General features: G+C 70.6%; 19 protein-coding genes. 4 read left to right on the top strand and 15 right to left on the bottom strand.

Annotated elements, in window-relative coordinates; all coding sequences use genetic code 11:
- Positions 1-12: 12 nt before the first annotated feature.
- A complete protein-coding gene (locus tag CS1GBM4_RS05295) occupies positions 13-873 on the bottom strand; it encodes a tetratricopeptide repeat protein (protein ID WP_186417645.1) in 861 nt (286 codons plus the stop codon).
- A 138-nt stretch (positions 874-1,011) separates the two neighbouring features.
- Here CS1GBM4_RS05295 and CS1GBM4_RS05300 point away from each other — a divergent pair, with 138 nt between their 5' ends.
- From CS1GBM4_RS05300 to CS1GBM4_RS05310, 3 genes are all read left to right on the top strand, one after another.
- Positions 1,012-2,397 carry a leucyl aminopeptidase family protein gene (locus CS1GBM4_RS05300; protein ID WP_244607067.1) on the top strand — a complete coding sequence of 462 codons (1,386 nt, stop codon included), beginning with the start codon at positions 1,012-1,014 and terminating at the stop codon, positions 2,395-2,397.
- Between the two features lie 189 nt (positions 2,398-2,586).
- A complete protein-coding gene (locus tag CS1GBM4_RS05305) occupies positions 2,587-2,940 on the top strand; it encodes a MarR family transcriptional regulator (RefSeq protein WP_186417646.1) in 354 nt (117 codons plus the stop codon).
- A gap of 39 nt (positions 2,941-2,979) precedes the next feature.
- Complete coding sequence (locus CS1GBM4_RS05310; RefSeq protein WP_186417647.1) at positions 2,980-3,837, top strand: NlpC/P60 family protein; 858 nt, start codon at positions 2,980-2,982, stop codon at positions 3,835-3,837.
- Between the two features lie 103 nt (positions 3,838-3,940).
- Here the strand turns inward: CS1GBM4_RS05310 and CS1GBM4_RS05315 are convergent, their stop codons facing one another.
- The 11 genes from CS1GBM4_RS05315 to CS1GBM4_RS05365 all read right to left on the bottom strand — a co-directional run bounded on the left by CS1GBM4_RS05315 (position 3,941) and on the right by CS1GBM4_RS05365 (position 14,529).
- Positions 3,941-4,885 (bottom strand): glyoxylate/hydroxypyruvate reductase A, encoded by a 945-nt coding sequence (locus CS1GBM4_RS05315; RefSeq protein WP_186417648.1) that lies wholly within the window; start codon positions 4,883-4,885, stop codon positions 3,941-3,943.
- Between the two features lie 14 nt (positions 4,886-4,899).
- A complete protein-coding gene (deoA, locus tag CS1GBM4_RS05320; protein WP_186417649.1) occupies positions 4,900-6,207 on the bottom strand; it encodes a thymidine phosphorylase in 1,308 nt (435 codons plus the stop codon).
- Positions 6,207-6,974 (bottom strand): deoxyribose-phosphate aldolase, encoded by a 768-nt coding sequence (deoC, locus tag CS1GBM4_RS05325; RefSeq protein WP_348522311.1) that lies wholly within the window; start codon positions 6,972-6,974, stop codon positions 6,207-6,209. The genes deoA and deoC overlap by 1 nt, the downstream gene beginning before the upstream one ends.
- Entirely contained in the window at positions 6,974-7,786 is an 813-nt protein-coding gene (locus CS1GBM4_RS05330) for a purine-nucleoside phosphorylase (RefSeq protein ID WP_186417650.1), read from the bottom strand. The genes deoC and CS1GBM4_RS05330 overlap by 1 nt, the downstream gene beginning before the upstream one ends.
- Before the next feature lie 60 nt (positions 7,787-7,846).
- Entirely contained in the window at positions 7,847-8,257 is a 411-nt protein-coding gene (locus CS1GBM4_RS05335) for a cytidine deaminase (RefSeq protein ID WP_186417651.1), read from the bottom strand.
- The gene (locus CS1GBM4_RS05340) at positions 8,258-9,229 is read right to left on the bottom strand and encodes an ABC transporter permease (RefSeq protein WP_186417652.1); all 972 of its coding nucleotides are present in this window, start codon (positions 9,227-9,229) and stop codon (positions 8,258-8,260) included.
- A gap of 3 nt (positions 9,230-9,232) precedes the next feature.
- Complete coding sequence (locus tag CS1GBM4_RS05345) at positions 9,233-10,333, bottom strand: ABC transporter permease (protein WP_186417653.1); 1,101 nt, start codon at positions 10,331-10,333, stop codon at positions 9,233-9,235.
- Positions 10,330-11,865, bottom strand: coding sequence for an ABC transporter ATP-binding protein (locus CS1GBM4_RS05350; RefSeq protein ID WP_186417654.1), 1,536 nt, complete (start codon positions 11,863-11,865; stop codon positions 10,330-10,332). The genes CS1GBM4_RS05345 and CS1GBM4_RS05350 overlap by 4 nt, the downstream gene beginning before the upstream one ends.
- A complete protein-coding gene (locus CS1GBM4_RS05355; protein WP_186417655.1) occupies positions 11,862-12,599 on the bottom strand; it encodes an MBL fold metallo-hydrolase in 738 nt (245 codons plus the stop codon). The genes CS1GBM4_RS05350 and CS1GBM4_RS05355 overlap by 4 nt, the downstream gene beginning before the upstream one ends.
- 25 nt (positions 12,600-12,624) lie before the next feature.
- Positions 12,625-13,626, bottom strand: coding sequence for a BMP family ABC transporter substrate-binding protein (locus CS1GBM4_RS05360; protein WP_186417656.1), 1,002 nt, complete (start codon positions 13,624-13,626; stop codon positions 12,625-12,627).
- 132 nt (positions 13,627-13,758) lie between these two features.
- On the bottom strand, positions 13,759-14,529 hold the full coding sequence (locus CS1GBM4_RS05365) for an SDR family oxidoreductase (protein ID WP_186417657.1): 771 nt from the start codon (positions 14,527-14,529) through the stop codon (positions 13,759-13,761).
- Positions 14,530-14,768: 239 nt separating this feature from the next.
- Between CS1GBM4_RS05365 and moeB the strand changes: the two genes are divergently transcribed.
- Positions 14,769-15,554 carry a molybdopterin-synthase adenylyltransferase MoeB gene (moeB, locus tag CS1GBM4_RS05370; protein WP_186417658.1) on the top strand — a complete coding sequence of 262 codons (786 nt, stop codon included), beginning with the start codon at positions 14,769-14,771 and terminating at the stop codon, positions 15,552-15,554.
- 154 nt (positions 15,555-15,708) lie between these two features.
- Here the strand turns inward: moeB and gshB are convergent, their stop codons facing one another.
- The 3 genes from gshB to rsmI form a co-directional block, all read right to left on the bottom strand.
- Positions 15,709-16,659 carry a glutathione synthase gene (gene gshB, locus CS1GBM4_RS05375; protein ID WP_186417659.1) on the bottom strand — a complete coding sequence of 317 codons (951 nt, stop codon included), beginning with the start codon at positions 16,657-16,659 and terminating at the stop codon, positions 15,709-15,711.
- 113 nt (positions 16,660-16,772) lie between these two features.
- A complete protein-coding gene (locus tag CS1GBM4_RS05380; protein WP_186417660.1) occupies positions 16,773-17,153 on the bottom strand; it encodes a YraN family protein in 381 nt (126 codons plus the stop codon).
- Positions 17,150-18,070, bottom strand: a complete 921-nt coding sequence (gene rsmI, locus CS1GBM4_RS05385; protein ID WP_186417661.1) for a 16S rRNA (cytidine(1402)-2'-O)-methyltransferase — start codon at positions 18,068-18,070, stop codon at positions 17,150-17,152. Before rsmI ends, CS1GBM4_RS05380 begins: the two co-directional genes overlap by 4 nt.
- Positions 18,071-18,192 lie beyond the last annotated feature (122 nt).

Raw genomic sequence — 18,192 nt, forward strand, 5'->3', positions numbered from 1 at the left:
CCGGCCGCCGTCTCAGCCGCTTGCCGGCTGAGCCCCACCCTGCGAGACTCCGGCCGCCGGCGCCGCGGCCCGCGCCGGCGGCTTGGCCTTGCCGCCGCGCAGCATGTCCCAGCTGTTCGGCTGGCTGACCGAGCGGCGCAGATAGGCGATCGTCGCCGAGGCCTCGGCCGGGCTCATGTCCTGGCGGGCGATCTGTTCGGCCTCCTGGAAGCGTCCCTGCAGCCCCAGCACCAGCACGAGGTTCTGGCGCACCCTGGCATCGCCGCCGGGAGCGGCCGCAGCCTCGCGCAGCACGCGTTCGGCCTCCGGCAGGTGCTTCGACAGCGCCAGCGAGAGGCCGAGATTCGACATCACCGTCGGCTCGTTCGGCGCCAGCTTCAGCGCGGTCGCGTAGATCTGCTGGGCGCGCTCGTGCTCGCCGAGCTGGTCGGCCACGGTGCCCTGCGCCGAGAGGATGCGCCAGTCGGGCTTCTCCGGCAGATGGGCGCGGCCGAGCACCTCGTCCGCCTGCTTCAGCCGGCCATTGTCGGCCAGCGAGCGGCCATAGGCGCCGAGCAGTTCGCGGTCTTCGGTATGGACGAGCACGGCCCCCTGCAGCACGGCCAGCGCCTGCGCGTTCTTGTCGAGCGCCCGCAGTGCGCGGGCATAGAAGAAGGCGGCGTTGCGGTCCTTGGGATTGGCCTCGTAGCGCGGCGCCCACTGGGCTTCCTCGCTGCGCCATTGCGCTTCGGTGCGGGGCTGGCTCGGCCTCGAGCCGATCGAGCCGGTGACGTCGCCGGCGCCGCCGCGCAGCTGGCAGGCACCGAGTGCAAGGCAGAGGACGGAGGCCGCGGCGAAGTGGCCGAAGCGGGATGCGCGGGTGAGGGTGGACATCGGCCGGAATGCCTCGCCGGGACGGGATCTGTTGCCTGTGGTGATAAAACGTTAACCCTAACGGATTGTTAATCAGGGCAGAAAGCGCCGGCACTGCATGCCGTCGCCGACGCTTCCGCCATTCGAGGTTCGCCGATCGTGCATCCGCTGCTCCTGCCCGCCGGTACGCCGGCCATTCCCGTGCATTGCGTCGCCAGGGCCGACTGGCCGGCCCTGCGCGACGGGCTCGCGCCCGTGCCGCGCAGCTTCGCGCAGGCACAGGGGTTCGAGGCGCGGCCGGGCCAGCATGCCCTGCTGCCCGACGCCGCCGGCGCGCTGGTCGCCGTGCTGCTCGGCGTCGATCCGGCGGGGCCGCGCCGGCGCGATCCGTTCGCGCCGGGCCGCCTCGCCACCACGCTGCCGCCGGGCGACTACGCCCTGGCGGGCGATCTCGGCGATCCCGCCCTCGCCGCGCTCGGCTGGCTGCTCACCGCCTACCGCTTCGAACGCTATCGCAAGCCGAAGCCGGCTCAGGCGCGGCTCGCTCTGCCCGAGGGCGTCGACGGCGACGAGCTGACCCGCCTCGCGGAGGCGACCGCGCTGGCGCGCGATCTCGTCAACACCTCCGCCGCCGATCTCGGCCCGGCCGAGATCGAGGCGGCCATCCGCGCGCTCGGCGAGGCCTGCGGGGCCGAGGTCGCCAGCACCGTCGGCGACGATTTGCTCGCGGCCAATCTCCCGATGATCCATGCCGTCGGCCGGGCCTCGCCCCGCGCGCCGCGACTGATCGACCTGCGCTGGGGCGCGCCGGAACATCCCAGGCTGACGCTGGTCGGCAAGGGCGTCGCCTTCGACACCGGCGGCCTCAACCTCAAGACCGATGCCGGCATGCTGCTGATGAAGAAGGACATGGGCGGCGCGGCGGCGGCCATCGCCGCGGCGCGCATGATCATGCAGGCTGGGCTGAAGGTCCGCCTGCGCCTTCTGGTTCCTGCCGTCGAGAATGCCGTCTCCGGTTCGTCCTTCCGCCCCGGCGACGTGCTGCGGAGCCGCAAGGGATTGACCGTCGAGATCGGCAACACCGATGCCGAAGGCCGGCTCATCCTCGCCGATGCGCTGGCGCTGGCCGATGAAGAGGCGCCGGAATTGCTGATCGACTTCGCGACGCTGACCGGCGCCGCCCGCGTCGCGCTCGGGCCCGAGCTGCCGCCCTTCTATAGCCATGACGACGGCCTCGCCGCCGAGATCGCCCGCATCGGTGCCGCCGTGAACGATCCGGTCTGGCGGATGCCGCTCTGGCCGCCCTATGACGCGATGCTCGACTCCAGGATCGCCGATGTGAACAACGTCTCCGGCGGCGCTTTCGCCGGCTCGCTGACGGCGGCGCTGTTCCTCAACCGTTTCGTCGAGAACAGCCGCTCCTACGCGCATTTCGACATTTACGGCTGGAACCCGTCGACGAAGCCGGGCCGGCCCGAAGGCGGCGAATGCCAGGCGGCGCGACTGACCTATGCGCTGGCGAAGCAGCTCTACGGCGTGCGCTGAGAGCCTTTCGTCATTGCGAGGCGGCGCAGCCGACGAAGCAATCCGGGAGACGTAGAGCTCCGCTGCCCCTGGATTGCTTCGCTCCGCTCGCAATGACGGTAGGGCGCCCGTTAAGCCTGCGGAGCGGCTCGGCTTGCGCGGCGGCGGAGTCGCGACAATGATACGGCCCCGTAACGATCCGGGGACGGCATGGTGCTGGAGATCAAGCCGACGCAGGCGCTCAGGCTCTGGCGCGAGGTCCATCTCGACCTGGTGCGCGACACGCAAGCCGATCTGTCGGTGCGCCAGACCGCGATCCTCCTCACCATCTATCTGGAATTGCCGCCGCATACGGTGCGTGGCCTGGCGGCCCGGCTCGGCGTCACCAAGCCGGTGATCACCCGCGCCCTCGACTCGTTGGGCAAGCTCGGCCTGGTGACGCGCAAGCGCGACGAACTCGACAAGCGCAATGTCGTGATCCAGCGGACGGTGGCGGGCGCGCTGGCGGTCGAGCACCTTGCCGATCTCGTCACCGCGCGGGCGCGCGAGCTCGGCCCGGCCTGAGCGCTTCGTCCGTTAACCGGACGGGGCTAGAGTGCCGCCATGACCGCGATTCTCGACCGCCGCCTCACCCCCGCCCGCCCGGACCTCGCCGCCCGCCATCTCGACGGCCAGGTCGAGGCGCTCGCCTTCGCCGATCCGGTGCCGATGCGGGTGGTGACGCCCTCGGCGCCGCTGCGGCGCGAGCCCAGGCCAGACGCGCCGCTCGACACCGAGGCGCTCGCCGGTGAGGCGGTCAGGGTCTATGAGCAGCACGAGGGCTGGGCCTGGGGCCAGCTCGTCGGCGATTCCTATGTCGGCTACCTGCCCGAGGATTGCCTGGCGGGCGACGCACCGGCCCCGACGCATCGCGTCTGCGCGCTCCGGACCTTCGTCTACCCCGGCCCGTCGATCAAGCTGCCGCCGCTCGAGGCCCTGTCCATCGGCGCCGGGCTGGCCGTCACCGGCGAGAGCGGCGATTTCTTCACCACCGGGCGCGGCGGCCATGTCTTCAAGCCGCATCTTTGCCCGCGCGATCGGCACGAGCCGGATTTCGTCGCCGTCGCCGAGCGCTTCCTCGACGTACCCTATCTCTGGGGCGGCAAGACCAGCCTCGGTCTCGACTGCTCGGCTTTGGTCCAGCTCGCACTGGCGGCGGCCGGCATCGCGGCACCGCGCGATTCCGACCTGCAGGAGCAGGGGCTCGGCGAGGCCGTAGCCTTCGACGACGGTCTCGTGGGCCTGCGTCGCGGCGATCTGGTGTTCTGGAAGGGCCATGTCGGCATCATGACCGATCCCGACCTGCTGCTGCACGCCACCGCCTTCACGATGAGCGTGATCCGCGAGCCCTTACGCCCGGCGCGCGAGCGCATCCTCGCTCGCAATGGCGGGCCGATCACCGCGATCAAGCGGCTGGGCTGACCGTCATTGCGAGCGCAGCGAAGCAATCCAGGGGCAGCGGAGCTCTACGTCCTCCTGAGTGCTTCGTCGCTGTCGCTCCTCGCGATGACGGATAAGTGTCGCCTCAGTAACCTCGCGCCGGATCGACGACGTTCTGCAACTCGCCGCCGGCTTCCAGCCGCCGGATCTGCGCCGCGATCTGGTCTGCGACGGTCTCGGGTGCCGACATGGCGGCATTGTGCGGCGTCACCGTCACCGCGGGATGGCTCCACAGCGGCGAGTCCGGCGGCAGCGGCTCGGTCTCGAACACGTCGAGCACGGCTTCCCTGAGCTCGCCGGCATCGAGCGCCGCGAGGATGTCGGCCTCGACCTGCAACTTGCCGCGCCCGGCATTGATCAGCGCCGGCCCGCCGAGCCGGCCGTCGCGCGCCAGGCTCGCCAGCAGCGGCCGGTTCAGGATGCCTTGCGTCTCCGGCGTCAGCGGCAGCAGGCAGACCAGGATGTCGGTGCGGGCGAGGAAGCTCGCCATACCGTCCTCGCCGGCGAAGGTCGCGAGTCCGTCGATCGTCTTGGGAGAGCGGCTCCAGCCGGCGACGTCGAAGCCGATCGTCTGGAGCTTGCGGGCCGCGTCCTGCCCGAGCTCGCCGAGTCCCATGATGCCGACGCGGACCTCGCGCGCCGCCGGCTGGTGGCGATCGTCGTCCCAGGACTTCTCGCGCTGCTGCCGGTCGTAGCGGCGCTGCTGGCGCAGCTGCATCAGGCAGTGCAGCACGACGTATTCGCTCATCCGCGTCGTCAGGTCCGGGTCGATCACGCGGGCGATCGGCACCTGCGGCAGGCGGCTGTCGGCGAAGAGATGGTCGACGCCGGCGCCGAGCGAGAAGATCGCGGCGAGGTTCGGCAGGCCGGCGAGGCTGCCCTCGGGATGTTTCCAGCTCGCGACATAGTGCACCGCGCGCCGGTCGAAAGGCTCGCCGAGCGTGACGATCGGCAAGTCCGGCAGCAGCGCGGCGAAGCGCTCGCGCCAGCTTTCGACATGCCAGCCGGTGATGGCCAGAAGCAGGCTCATGGATAGCAACTTTCCTAGGCGGGGATGATCAGCGGGCCACGCGTAACAGCGGTCTCGCCGCGGCGATAGGCGCTCTTCAGGCGGATGCGGGCGGCGTCGAAGCCGGCCTCACTGCGGGCATGGACGATGCCGAGCGGCCGGTCGGGCCCCACCCGGTCGCCCAGCCCGGCGAGCTCGGCGATGCCGACGGCGTGGTCGATCTCGTCCTGCGGGCGGGTGCGGCCGCCGCCGAGCGCGACCACAGCGAGGCCGATGCCGCGCGTGTCGATCGCCTCGACCAGCCCGGGCCGGTCGGAGAAGACCGGGCGGACGATCGGCGCGCGGGCGAGATGCCTGTCGGGATGCTCCAGCAGGTCGGCCGGGCCGCCGAGCGCCGCGATCATGTGGCTGAAGCGCTCCGCCGCCGCGCCGCTGGCGAAGGCGTCCTCGATCTTTGCAGTCGCATCCTCGCGCGTCGCGGCCAGCCGTCCGAGCAGCAGCATCTCGGCGGCGAGCGCCACCGTGACCGCATGGAAGCGCGGCTCGCGCCGGCGTCCGGCCAGGTGATCGAGCGCATAGGCGACTTCGAGCGCGTTGCCGGCGGCGGAGGCGAGCGGCTCGCTCATGTCTGTGAGCAGCGCCCGCGTCGGCAGCCCGGCGCCGTTTCCGACATCGGCGAGGCTCTGCGCCAGCGCCTTCGCCCTGTCGAAATCGCGCATGAAGGCGCCGGAGCCGAACTTCACGTCCATGGCGAGGCCGTGCAGGCCGGCGGCGAGCTTCTTCGACAGGATCGAGGCGGTGATCAGCGGGATCGACTCGACCGTGCCGGTCACGTCCCGGATCGCATAGAGCCGCTTGTCGGCCGGCGCGAGGTCGGCGGTCTGGCCGATGATGGCGCAGCCCACGTCGTGCACCACCTTGCGGAAGAGCTCGATCCCCGGCTGGGTGACATAGCCCGGCACGGCGTCGAGCTTGTCGAGCGTGCCGCCGGTATGGCCGAGGCCGCGGCCGGAGATCATCGGGACATAACCGCCGCAGGCCGCGACCGCAGCGGCGAGCGGCAGCGAGACCGTGTCGCCGACGCCGCCCGTCGAGTGCTTGTCGAGCGCCGGGCCCGGCAGGTCGCGCCAGTCCAGCACCGTTCCGGAATCGCGCATGGCGAGCGTCAGCGCGACGCGCTCCTCGGCATCCATGTCGCGGAAGAAGATCGCCATGGCGAAGGCCGCCGCCTGGCCCTCGCTCACCGAGCCGTCGGTCAGCCCGGCGATCATCTGGCGGATGTCCTGGACATCGAGGCGCTCGCCGTCGCGCTTGGCGGCGATGATCTCCTGCGGCAGGCGCATCAATAGGCTCCGTCGGTCCGCTCCGCCGGGGCGGTGCCGGCGATAATGTCGGCGAGCACGCCGTAGAGCCCGCTGGCGCCGAAGCGGAAGGTTTTCGCCGACGCCCAGTCCGGGCCCATGATCTCGTCGGCAAGGTCGAGATAGGTCCTGGCGTCGGCGAGGGTGCGCAGGCCGCCGGAAGGCTTGAGGCCGACTGGCCGGTCGCAGGCCTTGATCGCCTCTAGCATGGTCCGCGCCGCTGCCGGCGTGGCGGAGGTCTTCGTCTTGCCGGTCGAGGTCTTGATGAAGTCGGCCCCGGCGGCGATGGCGAGCTCGGACGCCGCCCGCACCGAGGCCTGGTCCGGGTACTCCCCGGTTTCGAGGATGACCTTGAGCGTCTTCTCGCCGCAGCTGCCGCGCGCTTCGGCGACCATCTCGTGGGCGATCCTGGCGTCTCCGGCGAGGAAGGCGCGCCAGGGCAGCACCAGGTCGATCTCGTCGGCGCCGTCCGCGATCGCCTCGGCGATGTCGCTGGCGATCAGGCTGCAATTGCTGCCGCCGGCCGGGAAGTTGATCACCGTCGCGATCCGGACCGGAGAGGCCTTCAGCGTCTGGCGCGCCAGCTTGACGAATTGCGGCCAGATGCAGATCGCCGCCACGGGCCCCGGCGCCGCGACGGCGCGGGCGCAGAGCTGCAGCGCGCCGGTCTCGCCGGCCTGGTCGGAGAGGTCCGTCAGGTCGAGCAGGCGCAGCGCACGCAGGGCGAGATCGGCGTCGGACATCGCCATCACAGCTCGCTCAGGAAGGAGCGCAGCACGCGCCGCAGCGCCGTGGTCGCGGTCGCGGCGACGTCCCGCGTCTCGCCATGGCTGGGGGCGCCGCCGAGGATGCCGGCCGCCATGTTGGTCACGATCGAGATGCCGGCGACGCGCAGGCCGAAGCGGCGCGCCAGGATCACCTCCGGCACCGTCGACATGCCGACGAGGTCGGCGCCGAGCGTCTTGGCCATCCGGATCTCCGCCGGCGTCTCGAAGCTCGGACCCGAGAACCACATATAGACGCCCTCGCCCATATTGGCCCCGGAGGCGCCGGCGGCCTTCTTCAGGCGCGCGCGCAGATGCGGATCGTAAGCGTCGATCATCGGCACGAAGCGGCCGTCGCCGACATCGCCGACCAGCGGATTCGGCCCGTTGAAGTTGATATGGTCGGTGATCAGCGCCAGGCTGCCGGGCCTGAGATCCGGCCTGAGCGAGCCGGCGGCGTTGGTGAGGACCAGCGGCGGCGAGCCGAAGGCGGAGAGCACGCCGAGCGGCACCCGCATGATGGCGGGATCGCCGGTCTCGTAGAAATGCGCCCGTCCCTCGAAGACCAGCACCTTCTTGCCGTGCAGCAGGCCGTAGCTGAGGCGCTTGGCATGGCCCGAGACGGAGCCCTTCGGGAAGCCCGGAATGTCCTCGAAGGGCACGGAGACCGGTTCGACCATGTCGTCGATGATGCGGCCGAGCCCGGTGCCGAGCACGACGGCGCAGTCGATGCCGCCATCGATGCCGCGATCGATCAATACCGATGCCGCCTGGTCGAAAAGCGCATCCGCCGCCATGTCGTCGCTCCATCGGCGCGTCGTCCGCGCCCTTCGGGCCCCGCTGTTCCGGCCCGCAAATCACTTCGGCAAATTGGCCGGTCCGAACGAGGCTGGCAACAGCTCGGCCAGCGAAAAGCGGGCGCGGATCCCGTCCGGCCCGGCGATCAGGATCGGCGTCTCCGGTGCGGCGAATTCGCGGATGCGCTGGCGGCAGGCGCCGCAGGGCGTCACCAGCTCGGCGCCGTCGCCGATGACCAGTATGGCGCGGATCGCGCGTGCGCCGCCGGCGACCATGGCCGAGATCGCCCCCGCCTCGGCGCAGGCGCCGACGGGATAGGCCGCGTTCTCGACATTGCAGCCGGGATAGATCCTGCCGTCCTCGGCCAGGATGGCGGCGCCGACCGTGAAGCGCGAATAGGGGGCATAGGCTTGGCCCTGTGCCGCCTGCGCCGCGGCGAAAAGCGCGTCGAGCTCGGTGTCTGCGGTCACTCAGCGTTCCTTGACATAGGGCAGCCCCGAGGCCTTGGGCGGCGTCGCCTTGCCGATGAATCCGGCGAGCAGCACCACGGTCATCACATAGGGCAGGGCCTGGATCGCCTGCACCGGAACCTGTCCGATTCCGGGCAGGACGACGCCCTGCAGCCTGATCGCGATCGCCTCCAGCAGGCCGAACAGCAGGCAGGCGAACAGCACGGGCACCGGCCGCCAATTGGCGAAGATCACGGCGGCGAGCGCGATGAAGCCCTTGCCGGCCGTCATCTGCGGCAGGAAGCCGGCCGATTGCGAGACGGCGAGATAGCTGCCGCCGAGCCCGCACAGCGCGCCGCAGATCACCACCGCGGCATAGCGCAGGCCGGCGACGGAGACGCCGGCGGTGTCGACTGCGGCCGGGTTCTCGCCGACGGCGCGCAGACGCAGGCCGAAGCGGGTGTGCTTCAGGGTGAACGCCGTCAGAACCAGCGCGAGCACGGCGAGATAGACCGGCGCGGCATGGCCGGAGATGGCGATGTCGTAGATCGGGCCGATGACCGGGACCTCCTTGAGCGTCCCGGCCAGCGGCAGGTCGAGCTCGGCGAAGCGCGCCGGCCCCTCGAGCGTCGGCGTGCGCCCGCCCTGCCCGTACCAGGCATTGCCGAGAATGACGGTGAGTCCCGCCGCCAGCATGTTGATCGCGACGCCGGAGACGATCTGGTTGCCGCGCCAGGTGATGGCGGAGAAGCCGTGCACGAGCGCGAGCGCCACCGCCGCGAGCATGCCGGCGCCGAGGCCCGTCCAGGCCGAGCCGCTGTGATGGGCCACGGCGGCCGAGGCGAAGGCGGCGATCAGCATCTTGCCTTCGAGGCCGATGTCGACGACGCCCGAGCGCTCCGACCAGAGCCCGGCCAGCGCGGCGCAGAGCAGCGGAATCGACAATCGAATCGTCGAATCGAGAATGACGGCGAGGGTCTGGACGAGCTCCATCGTCTAGCCTCCACGTCCGAGATTGAGCACGCCGGCGACGAGCCGCCGGAACAGCCCATCCAGCGCGCCGGCGAAGAGGATGACGATGCCGCCGATCACCACGACCATGTCGCGGGTGATGGTCGGCTTGTCGAAGGAGAGTTCGGCTCCGCCCTGGTAGAGCACGCCGAAGAGCAGGGCGGCGAGGGCGACCCCGACCGGATGGCCGCGTCCCATCAGCGCCACCGCGATGCCGACGAAGCCGTAGCCGGCGGTGAAGTCGAGCACGAGCCGGTGCTGCACGCCCATCGCCTCGTTCACGGCGAGGCCGCCGGCGAGCGCGCCCGACAGCGCCATCGCCACAATGATGATCCGCGCCGGCGAGATGCCGGCATAGGCCGCGGCGCGCGGATTGGCGCCGACCGTGCGGATCGCATAGCCCAGCCGGGAGCGATAGATCAGCGCCCAGACCGCGACGAGGGAGGCGAGCGCCAGCAGGAAGGCGGTGTTGAGCGGCGTCGAGGGCATTGTCAGCCCGAACGCCGCGAGCAGTTCGTGGATCGGCGTCAGCAGCGCCTGCCTGGGGAAGTCCGCGGTCTCCGGCTGCATCGAGCCGGCTTTTCCCATCACCTCGACCAGCAGATAGACGATCAGCGTGGCCGCTATGAAATTGAACATGATCGTGGTGATCACGACATGGCTGCCGCGCGTCGCCTGCAGCCAGCCGGGGATCAGGGCCCAGAGCGCGCCGCCCGCCGCCGCGGCGAGGATGGCGAGCGGCACCAGCAGGAGGCCCGGCAGCGGCGCGAGCCAGAGGCAGGCGAGCGCGGCGAAGATGCCGGCGATGGTCGCCTGGCCCTCGCCGCCGATATTGAACAGGCCGGCATGGAAGGCGACGGCGACGGCGAGGCCGGTGAAGATGAAATTGGTGGTGTAGTAGAGCGTGAAGCCGAGGCCCTCCAGGCTGCCGAGCGAGCCCTTCAGCAGAAGCGTGGTCGCCTCCAGCGGGCTTTCCCCGATCGAGAGCACGACGAGCCCTGCGACGGCGAGCGCCGCCGCGACCGAGACCAGCGGCACCAGCGCGGTGTCGGCCCAGCGCGGCAGATCGATCGGCGCGGCGCTCATGCCGCCCTCTCGCTGACGCCGGCCATCAGCAGGCCGAGATCGCGCTCGTCGGTCGCCGCCGCCTCGCGCTCGCCGGTGATCCGGCCGCCGCAGAGCGCGAGGATCCGGTCGGACAGCGCCATCACCTCCTCGAGCTCGACCGAGACGAGCAGGATCGCGACGCCGGCGTCGCGCAGGGCGATCAGGCGGCGATGGATGAACTCGATCGCGCCGATGTCGACGCCGCGCGTCGGCTGGCCGACGAGGAGGACCTTCGGCGCCCGCTCGATCTCGCGGGCGAGCACGATCTTCTGCTGGTTGCCGCCGGAGAACTTCGCCGTCTTCAGGTCAGGATCGAGCGGGCGGACGTCGTAATCCTGCATCGCGGCGCGCGCATGCCGCTCGATGCGTGCCGGCGACAGGAAGGGGCCCGGCCCGAAGGCCGGATCGTCCTGATAGCCGAGGATCGCATTCTCGGCCGCGGTGAAGGCGGTGACGAGCCCGGTGCGCTGCCGATCCTCGGGGATGTGCATCAGCCCGAGCCGGCGCAGATGGGCCGGGTTTCGCTCGGCCGTGCCGAGGATCGTCCCGCCGAGCCGGATCACCCCGCGCGTCGGCTGGGTCAGGCCCGCGAGCACGTCGAGCAGCTCGCTCTGGCCGTTGCCGGCGACGCCGGCGATGCCGACGATCTCGCCTTCGTGCAATGTCAGGCTGGCGTCGCGCAGCGTCTCGCAGCCGCGTTCGTCGACCACGGAGAGGCCGGCCGCCTCGAGCACCGGCGCGCCGCGCTTTCGCGGCGCCTTCTCGACGCGCAGCAGGACGCGCCGGCCGACCATGGCCTCGGCGAGCTCGGCCGGCGAGGTCCGGTTCGTCTCGACATGGGCGACCATCTCGCCGCGCCGCATCACCGAGACGCGGTCGGTCACCGCCATGATCTCGCGCAGCTTGTGGGTGATCAGGATCACCGTCTTGCCCTGCGCCTTCAGCGCCCGCAGCAATTCGAAGAGCTGGTCGGCCTCGGCCGGGGTCAGCACGGCCGTCGGCTCGTCGAGGATCAGCACCTGCGCTCCCCGGTAGAGCGCCTTGAGGACCTCGACGCGCTGCTGCAGGCCGACCGAGAGCTCGCCGACGATCGCGTCGGGATCGATGGCGAGCCCGTATTCCTGGCTGAGCCGCGCCAGCTCCGCCCGCGCCCTCGCGATGCCGCGCTTCAGCAATGCTCCGCCCTCGGCGCCGAGCACGATGTTCTCGACCACGCTGAGCGGCTCGACCAGCATGAAGTGCTGGTGGACCATGCCGATCCCGGCGGCGATCGCATCCGAGGAGGAGCGGATCCGGCGCGGCTCGCCGCGAACCCGGATCTCGCCGGCATCGGCCTCGTAGAAGCCGTAGAGGATCGACATCAGCGTCGACTTGCCGGCGCCGTTCTCGCCGACGATGCCGTGGATCGAGCCGGCGGCGACGGCGAGCGAGACGTCCTTGTTGGCCTTGACCGGGCCGAAGGCCTTGCTGATGCCAATCAGCGCGATCGCGGGTGGAGGAGCGTCCGTCACAGCGACAGCACCATGCCGTCATGGGCGCGCTCTTCCGGCAGAGGTTCCTGATGCCCCAGCATCTGCGGCCCCATATGGGTCAGGATGACGCGCCTCGCGCCGAGCTCGGCCCTGTGGGCGGCGAGCGTGCCGTAGTCGAGATGGTTCGCCAGCACGCGATCCCAGGTGTAGCATTCGATCAGCAGCGCATCCGCGCCGGCCGCGAGCGGAACCAGCGCGTCCGTCCAGGCGCTGTCGCCGGAGAAGGCGAAGACCTTGCCGCCATGGGCCAGCCGGTAACCCTGGCAGGGGCCGGCGCGTTCGTCGTGCCTCATCGGGAAGGCCTCGACCGCGATTCCGGCGAGCGTCGCCGGCGCGTCCGGCGTGATCTCGACATAGGTGATCGGGAAGCGCCAGGCATTGCCGGACGCGCCTGGAAAATCGGCCTCGAGCATCTGCCGCGCCCGCTGTTCGACGCCTTTCGGGCCGGCGATCGTCAGCGGCCGGCTCCGGCGCGAGACGAACTGGGCCTCCAGCAGGAAGGCGGGCAAGCCGCCGAAATGGTCGCCGTGGAAATGCGTGAACAGCAAGGTCGAAAGGCCGTTGCGGTCGATGCCCGCCCTGTTCAGGGCGACCAGGCTCGTCGCGCCGCAATCGAGCAGCAGATGTTCGGCCCCGGCCTCGACCCGGAGGCAGGCGTTGAAGCGTCCGCCGGAGCCGAACGCGTCGCCGGAGCCGATGACGGTGACCTTCATCGCGCCGTCGCGACGCCAGGGTCGGTCACATCGTGCACTTTGAATCCGACATGTAGTCGTGGACCTTGACGGTGCCGGCGATGATGTCGGCCCGCGCCTTGTCGGCGGCGGCCTTCATCTCGGGCGTGATCAGCGCCTTGTTGTTGTCGTCGAGCGCCCAGCCGACGCCGTCCTCCTTCAGCCCGAGCACCGAGACGCCCGGCTTCCAGTTGCCGTCGCGGGCCGCCTTGAACGAGGTGTAGGCGGCGACGTCGACGCGCTTCAGCATCGAGGTCAGCACCTTGCCGGGATGCAGCATGTTCTGGTTCGAATCGACGCCGATGCCGAGCTTGCCGGCATCCGCCGCGGCGCGCAGCACGCCGATGCCGGTGCCGCCGGCGGCGTGGTAGATCACGTCGGCGCCGCGGTCGATCTGCGACTTGGCGAGCTCGCCGCCCTTGACCGGGTCGTTCCAGGCTGCCGGGGTCGAGCCGGTCATGTTCTGGAAGATCTCCGCGTCCTTCTTGCCGGCCTTGACGCCCTGGACATAGCCGCAGGCGAATTTGCGGATCAGCGGGATGTCCATGCCGCCGACGAAGCCGACCTTGCCGGTCTTCGAGGCGAGGCTGGCGAGGAGGCCGACGAGATAGGAGGCCTCGTGCTCCTTGAACACCACCGACTGGACGTTCGGCAGTTCGACCACCATGTCGATGATGGTGAATTTGAGATTGGGGAACTCGGCCGCGACCTTCTGCAGCGCCGTCGCCTGCGAGAAGCCGACGGCGATGATCGGCGAATGGCCGTCGCGCGCGAAGCGGCGCAGCGCCTGCTCGATCTGGGCGTCGTTGGTCGGCTCGAAATCGCGGAACTCGACGCCGGTCTCGGCCTTGAACTTCTCGGCGCCGGCGAAGACGCCCTCGTTGAAGGATTTGTCGAACTTGCCGCCCTTGTCGTAGACGATCGCCGGCTTGATCGCGGTCTGCGCCATGGCCGCCATGGCCGAGAGGGCGACGCCCGCCAGAGCGAGGGCGAGAGATTTCAAACGCATTGAGCCGATCCCCTGTCACGCGCGGAATGGTTGCGCCATCCCTGCCTGCGATCACGATGGCACGGCTTTCGGGCGGGGCCAAGCGGACTTGAAGGCCCGCCCGGCGATATATGTCATATATGAACCGTCGCCTCAGCCGCGCTGGATCGAGACGCCGCCATCGGCGAGGAAGGCGGTGCCGGTGACGAAGCTCGACTGGTCGGAGGCCAGGAACAGCGCCGCGCGGGCGATCTCCTCCGGTTGCGCCATGCGCTTCAGCGCATGGATGCCCTCGACGAAGGCGAGCAGCTCGGGGCCGGCGCCGGGGGCATTGGTGGTCGCGGCCGGCGTGTCGGTGCCGCCCGGCAGGAGCGCGTTGACCCGGATGCCCTTGCCGCCGAGCTCGGCTGCGAGCGCCTTGGCGAGGCCGATCTGCCCGGCCTTGCTCGCGGCGTAGGCGGACATGCCGGCGAGCCCGGCGGTGTAGCCGACGAAGCTCGCCGTGAAGATCAGCGAGCCGCCGCCGCGCGCCTCAAGCGCCGGGACTTGGTACTTCGCGCCGAGGAAGGCGCTGGTCAGGTTGATCGCGATCACCTCGTGCCAGCTTTCGCTCGCCATCTGGCCGATCGGGCCGAGCTCGCCGACGATGCCGGCGTTGTTGAAGCCGATGTCGAGCCCGCCGAAGCGCTCGGTCGCGGTCTCGACCAGGCGCTGCGCCAGCGCCTCGTCGCGGATGTCGCCGGCGACCGCGACCGCCTCGCCGCCGGCTGCGGTGATCTCGGCGACGAGCGCGTCCAGCTCGGCCTGCCGGCGCGCGGTGACGACGAGGCTGGCACCCTCCGCCGCGAACAGCCTCGCCGCGGCCCGGCCGATCCCCGAGCTCGCGCCGGTGACGATCGCGACCTTGTCCTTCAGTGCCGTCATGTCCTGCTCCTTGTTCAGACGATGCGGCGCGGGTGATCGCAGCGCGGGCGGGGTGCGCACACCCGCTTCCTGTCACGGCATCGCACCCGATTGCTGGCGAGCCACGATCAGCCTCGATCACGCTGCTTTTGGACGGAATCGTCCAAATGCAGATAACGTGATCGATTCTAATGGTTTAGAGCATGCTCGATGCGAAAAACCGTTGCCACTTTTTCGCAGCATGCTCTAGCGTGCCCGCCATGACGTTGAGCGAGGCCGAGATCGAGCGCTATGCCCGCCATCTGGTGCTGCCGGAGATCGGCGGGCCGGGGCAGGCGAAGCTGAAGCGTGCGCGGGTGCTGGTGATCGGCGCCGGTGGCCTCGGGGCGCCGCTGATCCCCTATCTGGCGGCGGCCGGCGTCGGCACGATCGGCATCGTCGACGACGACCATGTCTCGCTCTCGAATCTGCAGCGGCAGGTCATCTTCGGCACGGAGGACATCGGCGCGCGCAAGGCGGTCGCCGCCGCCGCCTTCGTCAAGCGGCTCAACCCGCATGTCGAGATCGAGGAATACGTCACCCGGATCGACGCCCACAATGCGCGCGCGCTGGTCGCCTTCTACGACGTCGTCGCCGAGGGCTCGGACAATTTCGCGACGCGCTATGCCGTCTCGGACGCCTGCTTCCACGAGGGCAAGCCGCTGGTGACGGCGGCGCTCGGCCGCTTCGACGGCTCGCTGACCACGATCCGGGCGCATGAGGCGGGCGCCGACGGAAGGCCGAACCCGACCTATCGCTGCCTGTTCCCGAACGAGCCGCCGCCCGGCACGATCGCGCCCTGCGCCGAGGCCGGCGTGCTCGGCGCGCTCGCCGGCGTGATGGGCTCGCTGATGGCGCTGGAGGTGATCCGCGCCATCACCGGCTTCGGCGAGCCGCTGGTCGGCAGGCTGCTGCTGGTCGACGCGATGGCGATGCGCTTCGAGACGATGAAATACGGCTGGGATCCGGACAATCCGCTGAACGGCACGGCAGTCGCCGCGTCGTGATTCCGGGTCAGCCGGAGGGCTGAGCCCGGAACCCACGAACACGACGCCGATGCAGAAGGGTGCCGACATCGCGGAGCCGGGACGAACAAGGCCCGTGCCATGGGTTCAGGGCTCGCCGCTGCGGCGCCCCGGGATGACGGCGCGGAGCGACTGCCTACTGTCGACGGCCTCTCTTCGCCTCGATCACCTCCCAGAGCTGAGCCGCCAGATCCGGCCCGCCGAGCTTCTTGATGGCGCGCACCCCGGTCGGGGCGGTGACGTTGATCTCGGTCAGCCGGCCGCCGATCACGTCGATGCCGACCAGCAGGAGGCCGCGCTCCTTCAGGGCCGGGCCGATGCGCTCGCAGATCTCGAGCTCGCGCTTCGACAGGTCGGTCGGCCTCGCCGCGCCGCCGCGCACCATGTTGGCGCGCAGGTCGCCCGCCGCCGGCACGCGGTTGACCGCGCCGGCCGCCTTGCCGTCGATCAGGATGATGCGCTTGTCGCCCTCGGAGACTTCCCTCAGGAAGGCCTGCACCACCCAGGGCTCGCGGAAGAGATTGGCGAACAGGTCGCAGAGCGAGCCGAAATTCGGGTCGCCCTTGCCGGTCTTGAACACGGTCGCGCCGCCATGGCCGTAGAGCGGCTTCATCACGATCTCGTCGAACTCCTCGCGGAAGGCCTCGATCTCGGCACGGTCGCGCGTGATCAGCGTCGGCGGCATCAGGTCGGGGAAATGCGTGACGAACAGCTTCTCCGGCGCGTTGCGGACCTCGACGGGGTCGTTGACCACCAAAGTCTTCGGATGGATGCGCTCGAGCATGTGCGTCGAGGAGACATAGGCCATGTCGAAGGGCGGGTCCTGGCGCAGCAGCACCACGTCCAGCGTCGAGAGGTCGGTGCGCTCGGCCGGCCCCAGCGTGTAGTGGTCGCCGTCGACATCGCGCACCTCGACCGGTGTGATCGGGGCCGTGACCTTGCCGTCGCGCATCGAGAGCTTGTCCGGCGTGTAGGTGAAGAGCCGGTGGCCGCGCGCCTGCGCCTCCAGCATCAGCGCGAAGCCGGTGTCGCCGGCGATGCGGACCTTCTCGATCGGGTCCATCTGGATGGCGACGTTCAGCGGCATGGGCGGGAGCTCCGGTTGCGGCCGTTATATCGGCTGCGGCACCGCGACTGCGCAAGGGGCGCGGCCCTGCGTCAGAGCATCGCCGATCATGCCGCGATCGCTCGAGCGGGCCTTCAGAGCACGAGCTCGAACACGCGGGGCACATGGCGGGGCAGGCGCCATGGCGCGAGGAAGACCGCGTCGACCCTCAGATGGCGCTGCATCGCCCAGGGATTGCGCGCCAGCCACTGCCGGATGCGCGCTTCCATCAGCCGCCGCTTGTCCGCGGTGATCGCGGCCGCCGCGTCGTCGAGCACGGCGCGCGCCTTCACCTCGACGAAGACGATGCTCCGGCCGCGGGCCATGATCAGGTCGATCTCGCCGCCCTTGCCGCCGAAGCGGCGCTGCAGCAGGCGGTAGCCCTTGGCGCTGAGGAAGGCGACGGCGAGCCATTCGCCGCGGCGGCCGGCGAGGCCGGAGCGGCGCGCCCGCCGGCTGCGCAGCGCCTCGCTCACGGTGCCCGCGTCAGCTCGAGGGCGCGGGCATAGACGACGCGGCGCGGCTGGCCGCTCGCGGCCGCGACCTGCGCCACCGCCTCCTTCAGCGAGACGTTCGCGAGCGCGGCCCGCAAGGCCTCATCGAGCCCGTCGCCTCGCGCGGTCGCCGCGGAGGCGTCGGGCGGGCCGACCACCACGACGATCTCGCCGCGCGCCTCCTCGGCTTCGGCGTAATGGGCGGCGAGCTCGGGCAGGAGGCCGCGGCGGACATTTTCGTAATATTTGGTCAGTTCGCGCGCGACGGCGCCCGGCCGTGCCCCGAGCACCGTGGCGGCGTCGCTCAGCATCTCGGCGAGCCGGCGCGGCGATTCGAAGAAGACGAGGGTGCCCGGGATCGCGGCGAGCTCGGTCAGGCGGGCCTTGCGCGCGGCGGCCTTCGGCGGCAGGAAGCCCTCGAAGAAGAAGCGGTCGGTCGGCAGGCCCGCCAGCACCAGCGCCGCCAGCACCGCCGAGGGGCCGGGTATGCCGGTCACCGGCAATCCTGCGGCGACGGCCTCGGCGACGAGCTTGTAGCCGGGGTCGGAGACCAGCGGCGTGCCGGCGTCGGAGATCAGCGCCAGCCTGCCGCCCTGGCGCAGCCTTTCCAGGATCTTCGGGCGCATCTGCGCCGCATTGTGCTCGTGATAGGGCAGCAGCGGCGTCGCGATGCCGTAATGCGCCAGCAGCGTCTTCGAGGTCCTGGTGTCCTCGGCCAGCACCGCGTCGGCGGCGGCGAGCGTCGAGAGCGCCCGGAAGGAGATGTCCTTCAGGTTGCCGATCGGCGTCGCGACGATGTGCAGCCCCGGCGCCAGCGGCTCGGCCTCGGCCCGCAGCCCGAAGGCCGCATAGCTCGGGGCGCGACCGGTGACAGGCGGGGCGGGGACGGGGCCGGACATGACGGCGAAACTGCCACAGCGGCGGTCGAGATGCCACCGCCGCACCAGCAACCTAGAGTTAACAACTTGAAAATAGCCTTGCTCGCTGGCAGGACTTGTCCCCGGTTCGGGGCAGGTCGTTC

This window comes from Allobosea sp. CS1GBMeth4 (assembly GCF_900185715.1).
In the GTDB taxonomy this organism is placed as follows: domain Bacteria; phylum Pseudomonadota; class Alphaproteobacteria; order Rhizobiales; family Beijerinckiaceae; genus Allobosea.

What these genes read in the sequence shown, in the direction of transcription:
- CS1GBM4_RS05295 (WP_186417645.1), bottom strand. Translation starts at nt 873, where the DNA reads ATGTCCACCCTCACCCGCGCATCCCGCTTCGGCCACTTCGCCGCGGCC.
- CS1GBM4_RS05305 (WP_186417646.1), top strand. Translation starts at nt 2,587, where the DNA reads ATGGTGCTGGAGATCAAGCCGACGCAGGCGCTCAGGCTCTGGCGCGAG.
- CS1GBM4_RS05310 (WP_186417647.1), top strand. Translation starts at nt 2,980, where the DNA reads ATGACCGCGATTCTCGACCGCCGCCTCACCCCCGCCCGCCCGGACCTC.
- CS1GBM4_RS05315 (WP_186417648.1), bottom strand. Translation starts at nt 4,885, where the DNA reads ATGAGCCTGCTTCTGGCCATCACCGGCTGGCATGTCGAAAGCTGGCGC.
- deoA (WP_186417649.1), bottom strand. Translation starts at nt 6,207, where the DNA reads ATGCGCCTGCCGCAGGAGATCATCGCCGCCAAGCGCGACGGCGAGCGC.
- deoC (WP_348522311.1), bottom strand. Translation starts at nt 6,974, where the DNA reads ATGGCGATGTCCGACGCCGATCTCGCCCTGCGTGCGCTGCGCCTGCTC.
- CS1GBM4_RS05330 (WP_186417650.1), bottom strand. Translation starts at nt 7,786, where the DNA reads ATGGCGGCGGATGCGCTTTTCGACCAGGCGGCATCGGTATTGATCGAT.
- CS1GBM4_RS05340 (WP_186417652.1), bottom strand. Translation starts at nt 9,229, where the DNA reads ATGGAGCTCGTCCAGACCCTCGCCGTCATTCTCGATTCGACGATTCGA.
- CS1GBM4_RS05345 (WP_186417653.1), bottom strand. Translation starts at nt 10,333, where the DNA reads ATGAGCGCCGCGCCGATCGATCTGCCGCGCTGGGCCGACACCGCGCTG.
- CS1GBM4_RS05355 (WP_186417655.1), bottom strand. Translation starts at nt 12,599, where the DNA reads ATGAAGGTCACCGTCATCGGCTCCGGCGACGCGTTCGGCTCCGGCGGA.
- CS1GBM4_RS05360 (WP_186417656.1), bottom strand. Translation starts at nt 13,626, where the DNA reads ATGCGTTTGAAATCTCTCGCCCTCGCTCTGGCGGGCGTCGCCCTCTCG.
- CS1GBM4_RS05365 (WP_186417657.1), bottom strand. Translation starts at nt 14,529, where the DNA reads ATGACGGCACTGAAGGACAAGGTCGCGATCGTCACCGGCGCGAGCTCG.
- moeB (WP_186417658.1), top strand. Translation starts at nt 14,769, where the DNA reads ATGACGTTGAGCGAGGCCGAGATCGAGCGCTATGCCCGCCATCTGGTG.
- gshB (WP_186417659.1), bottom strand. Translation starts at nt 16,659, where the DNA reads ATGCCGCTGAACGTCGCCATCCAGATGGACCCGATCGAGAAGGTCCGC.
- rsmI (WP_186417661.1), bottom strand. Translation starts at nt 18,070, where the DNA reads ATGTCCGGCCCCGTCCCCGCCCCGCCTGTCACCGGTCGCGCCCCGAGC.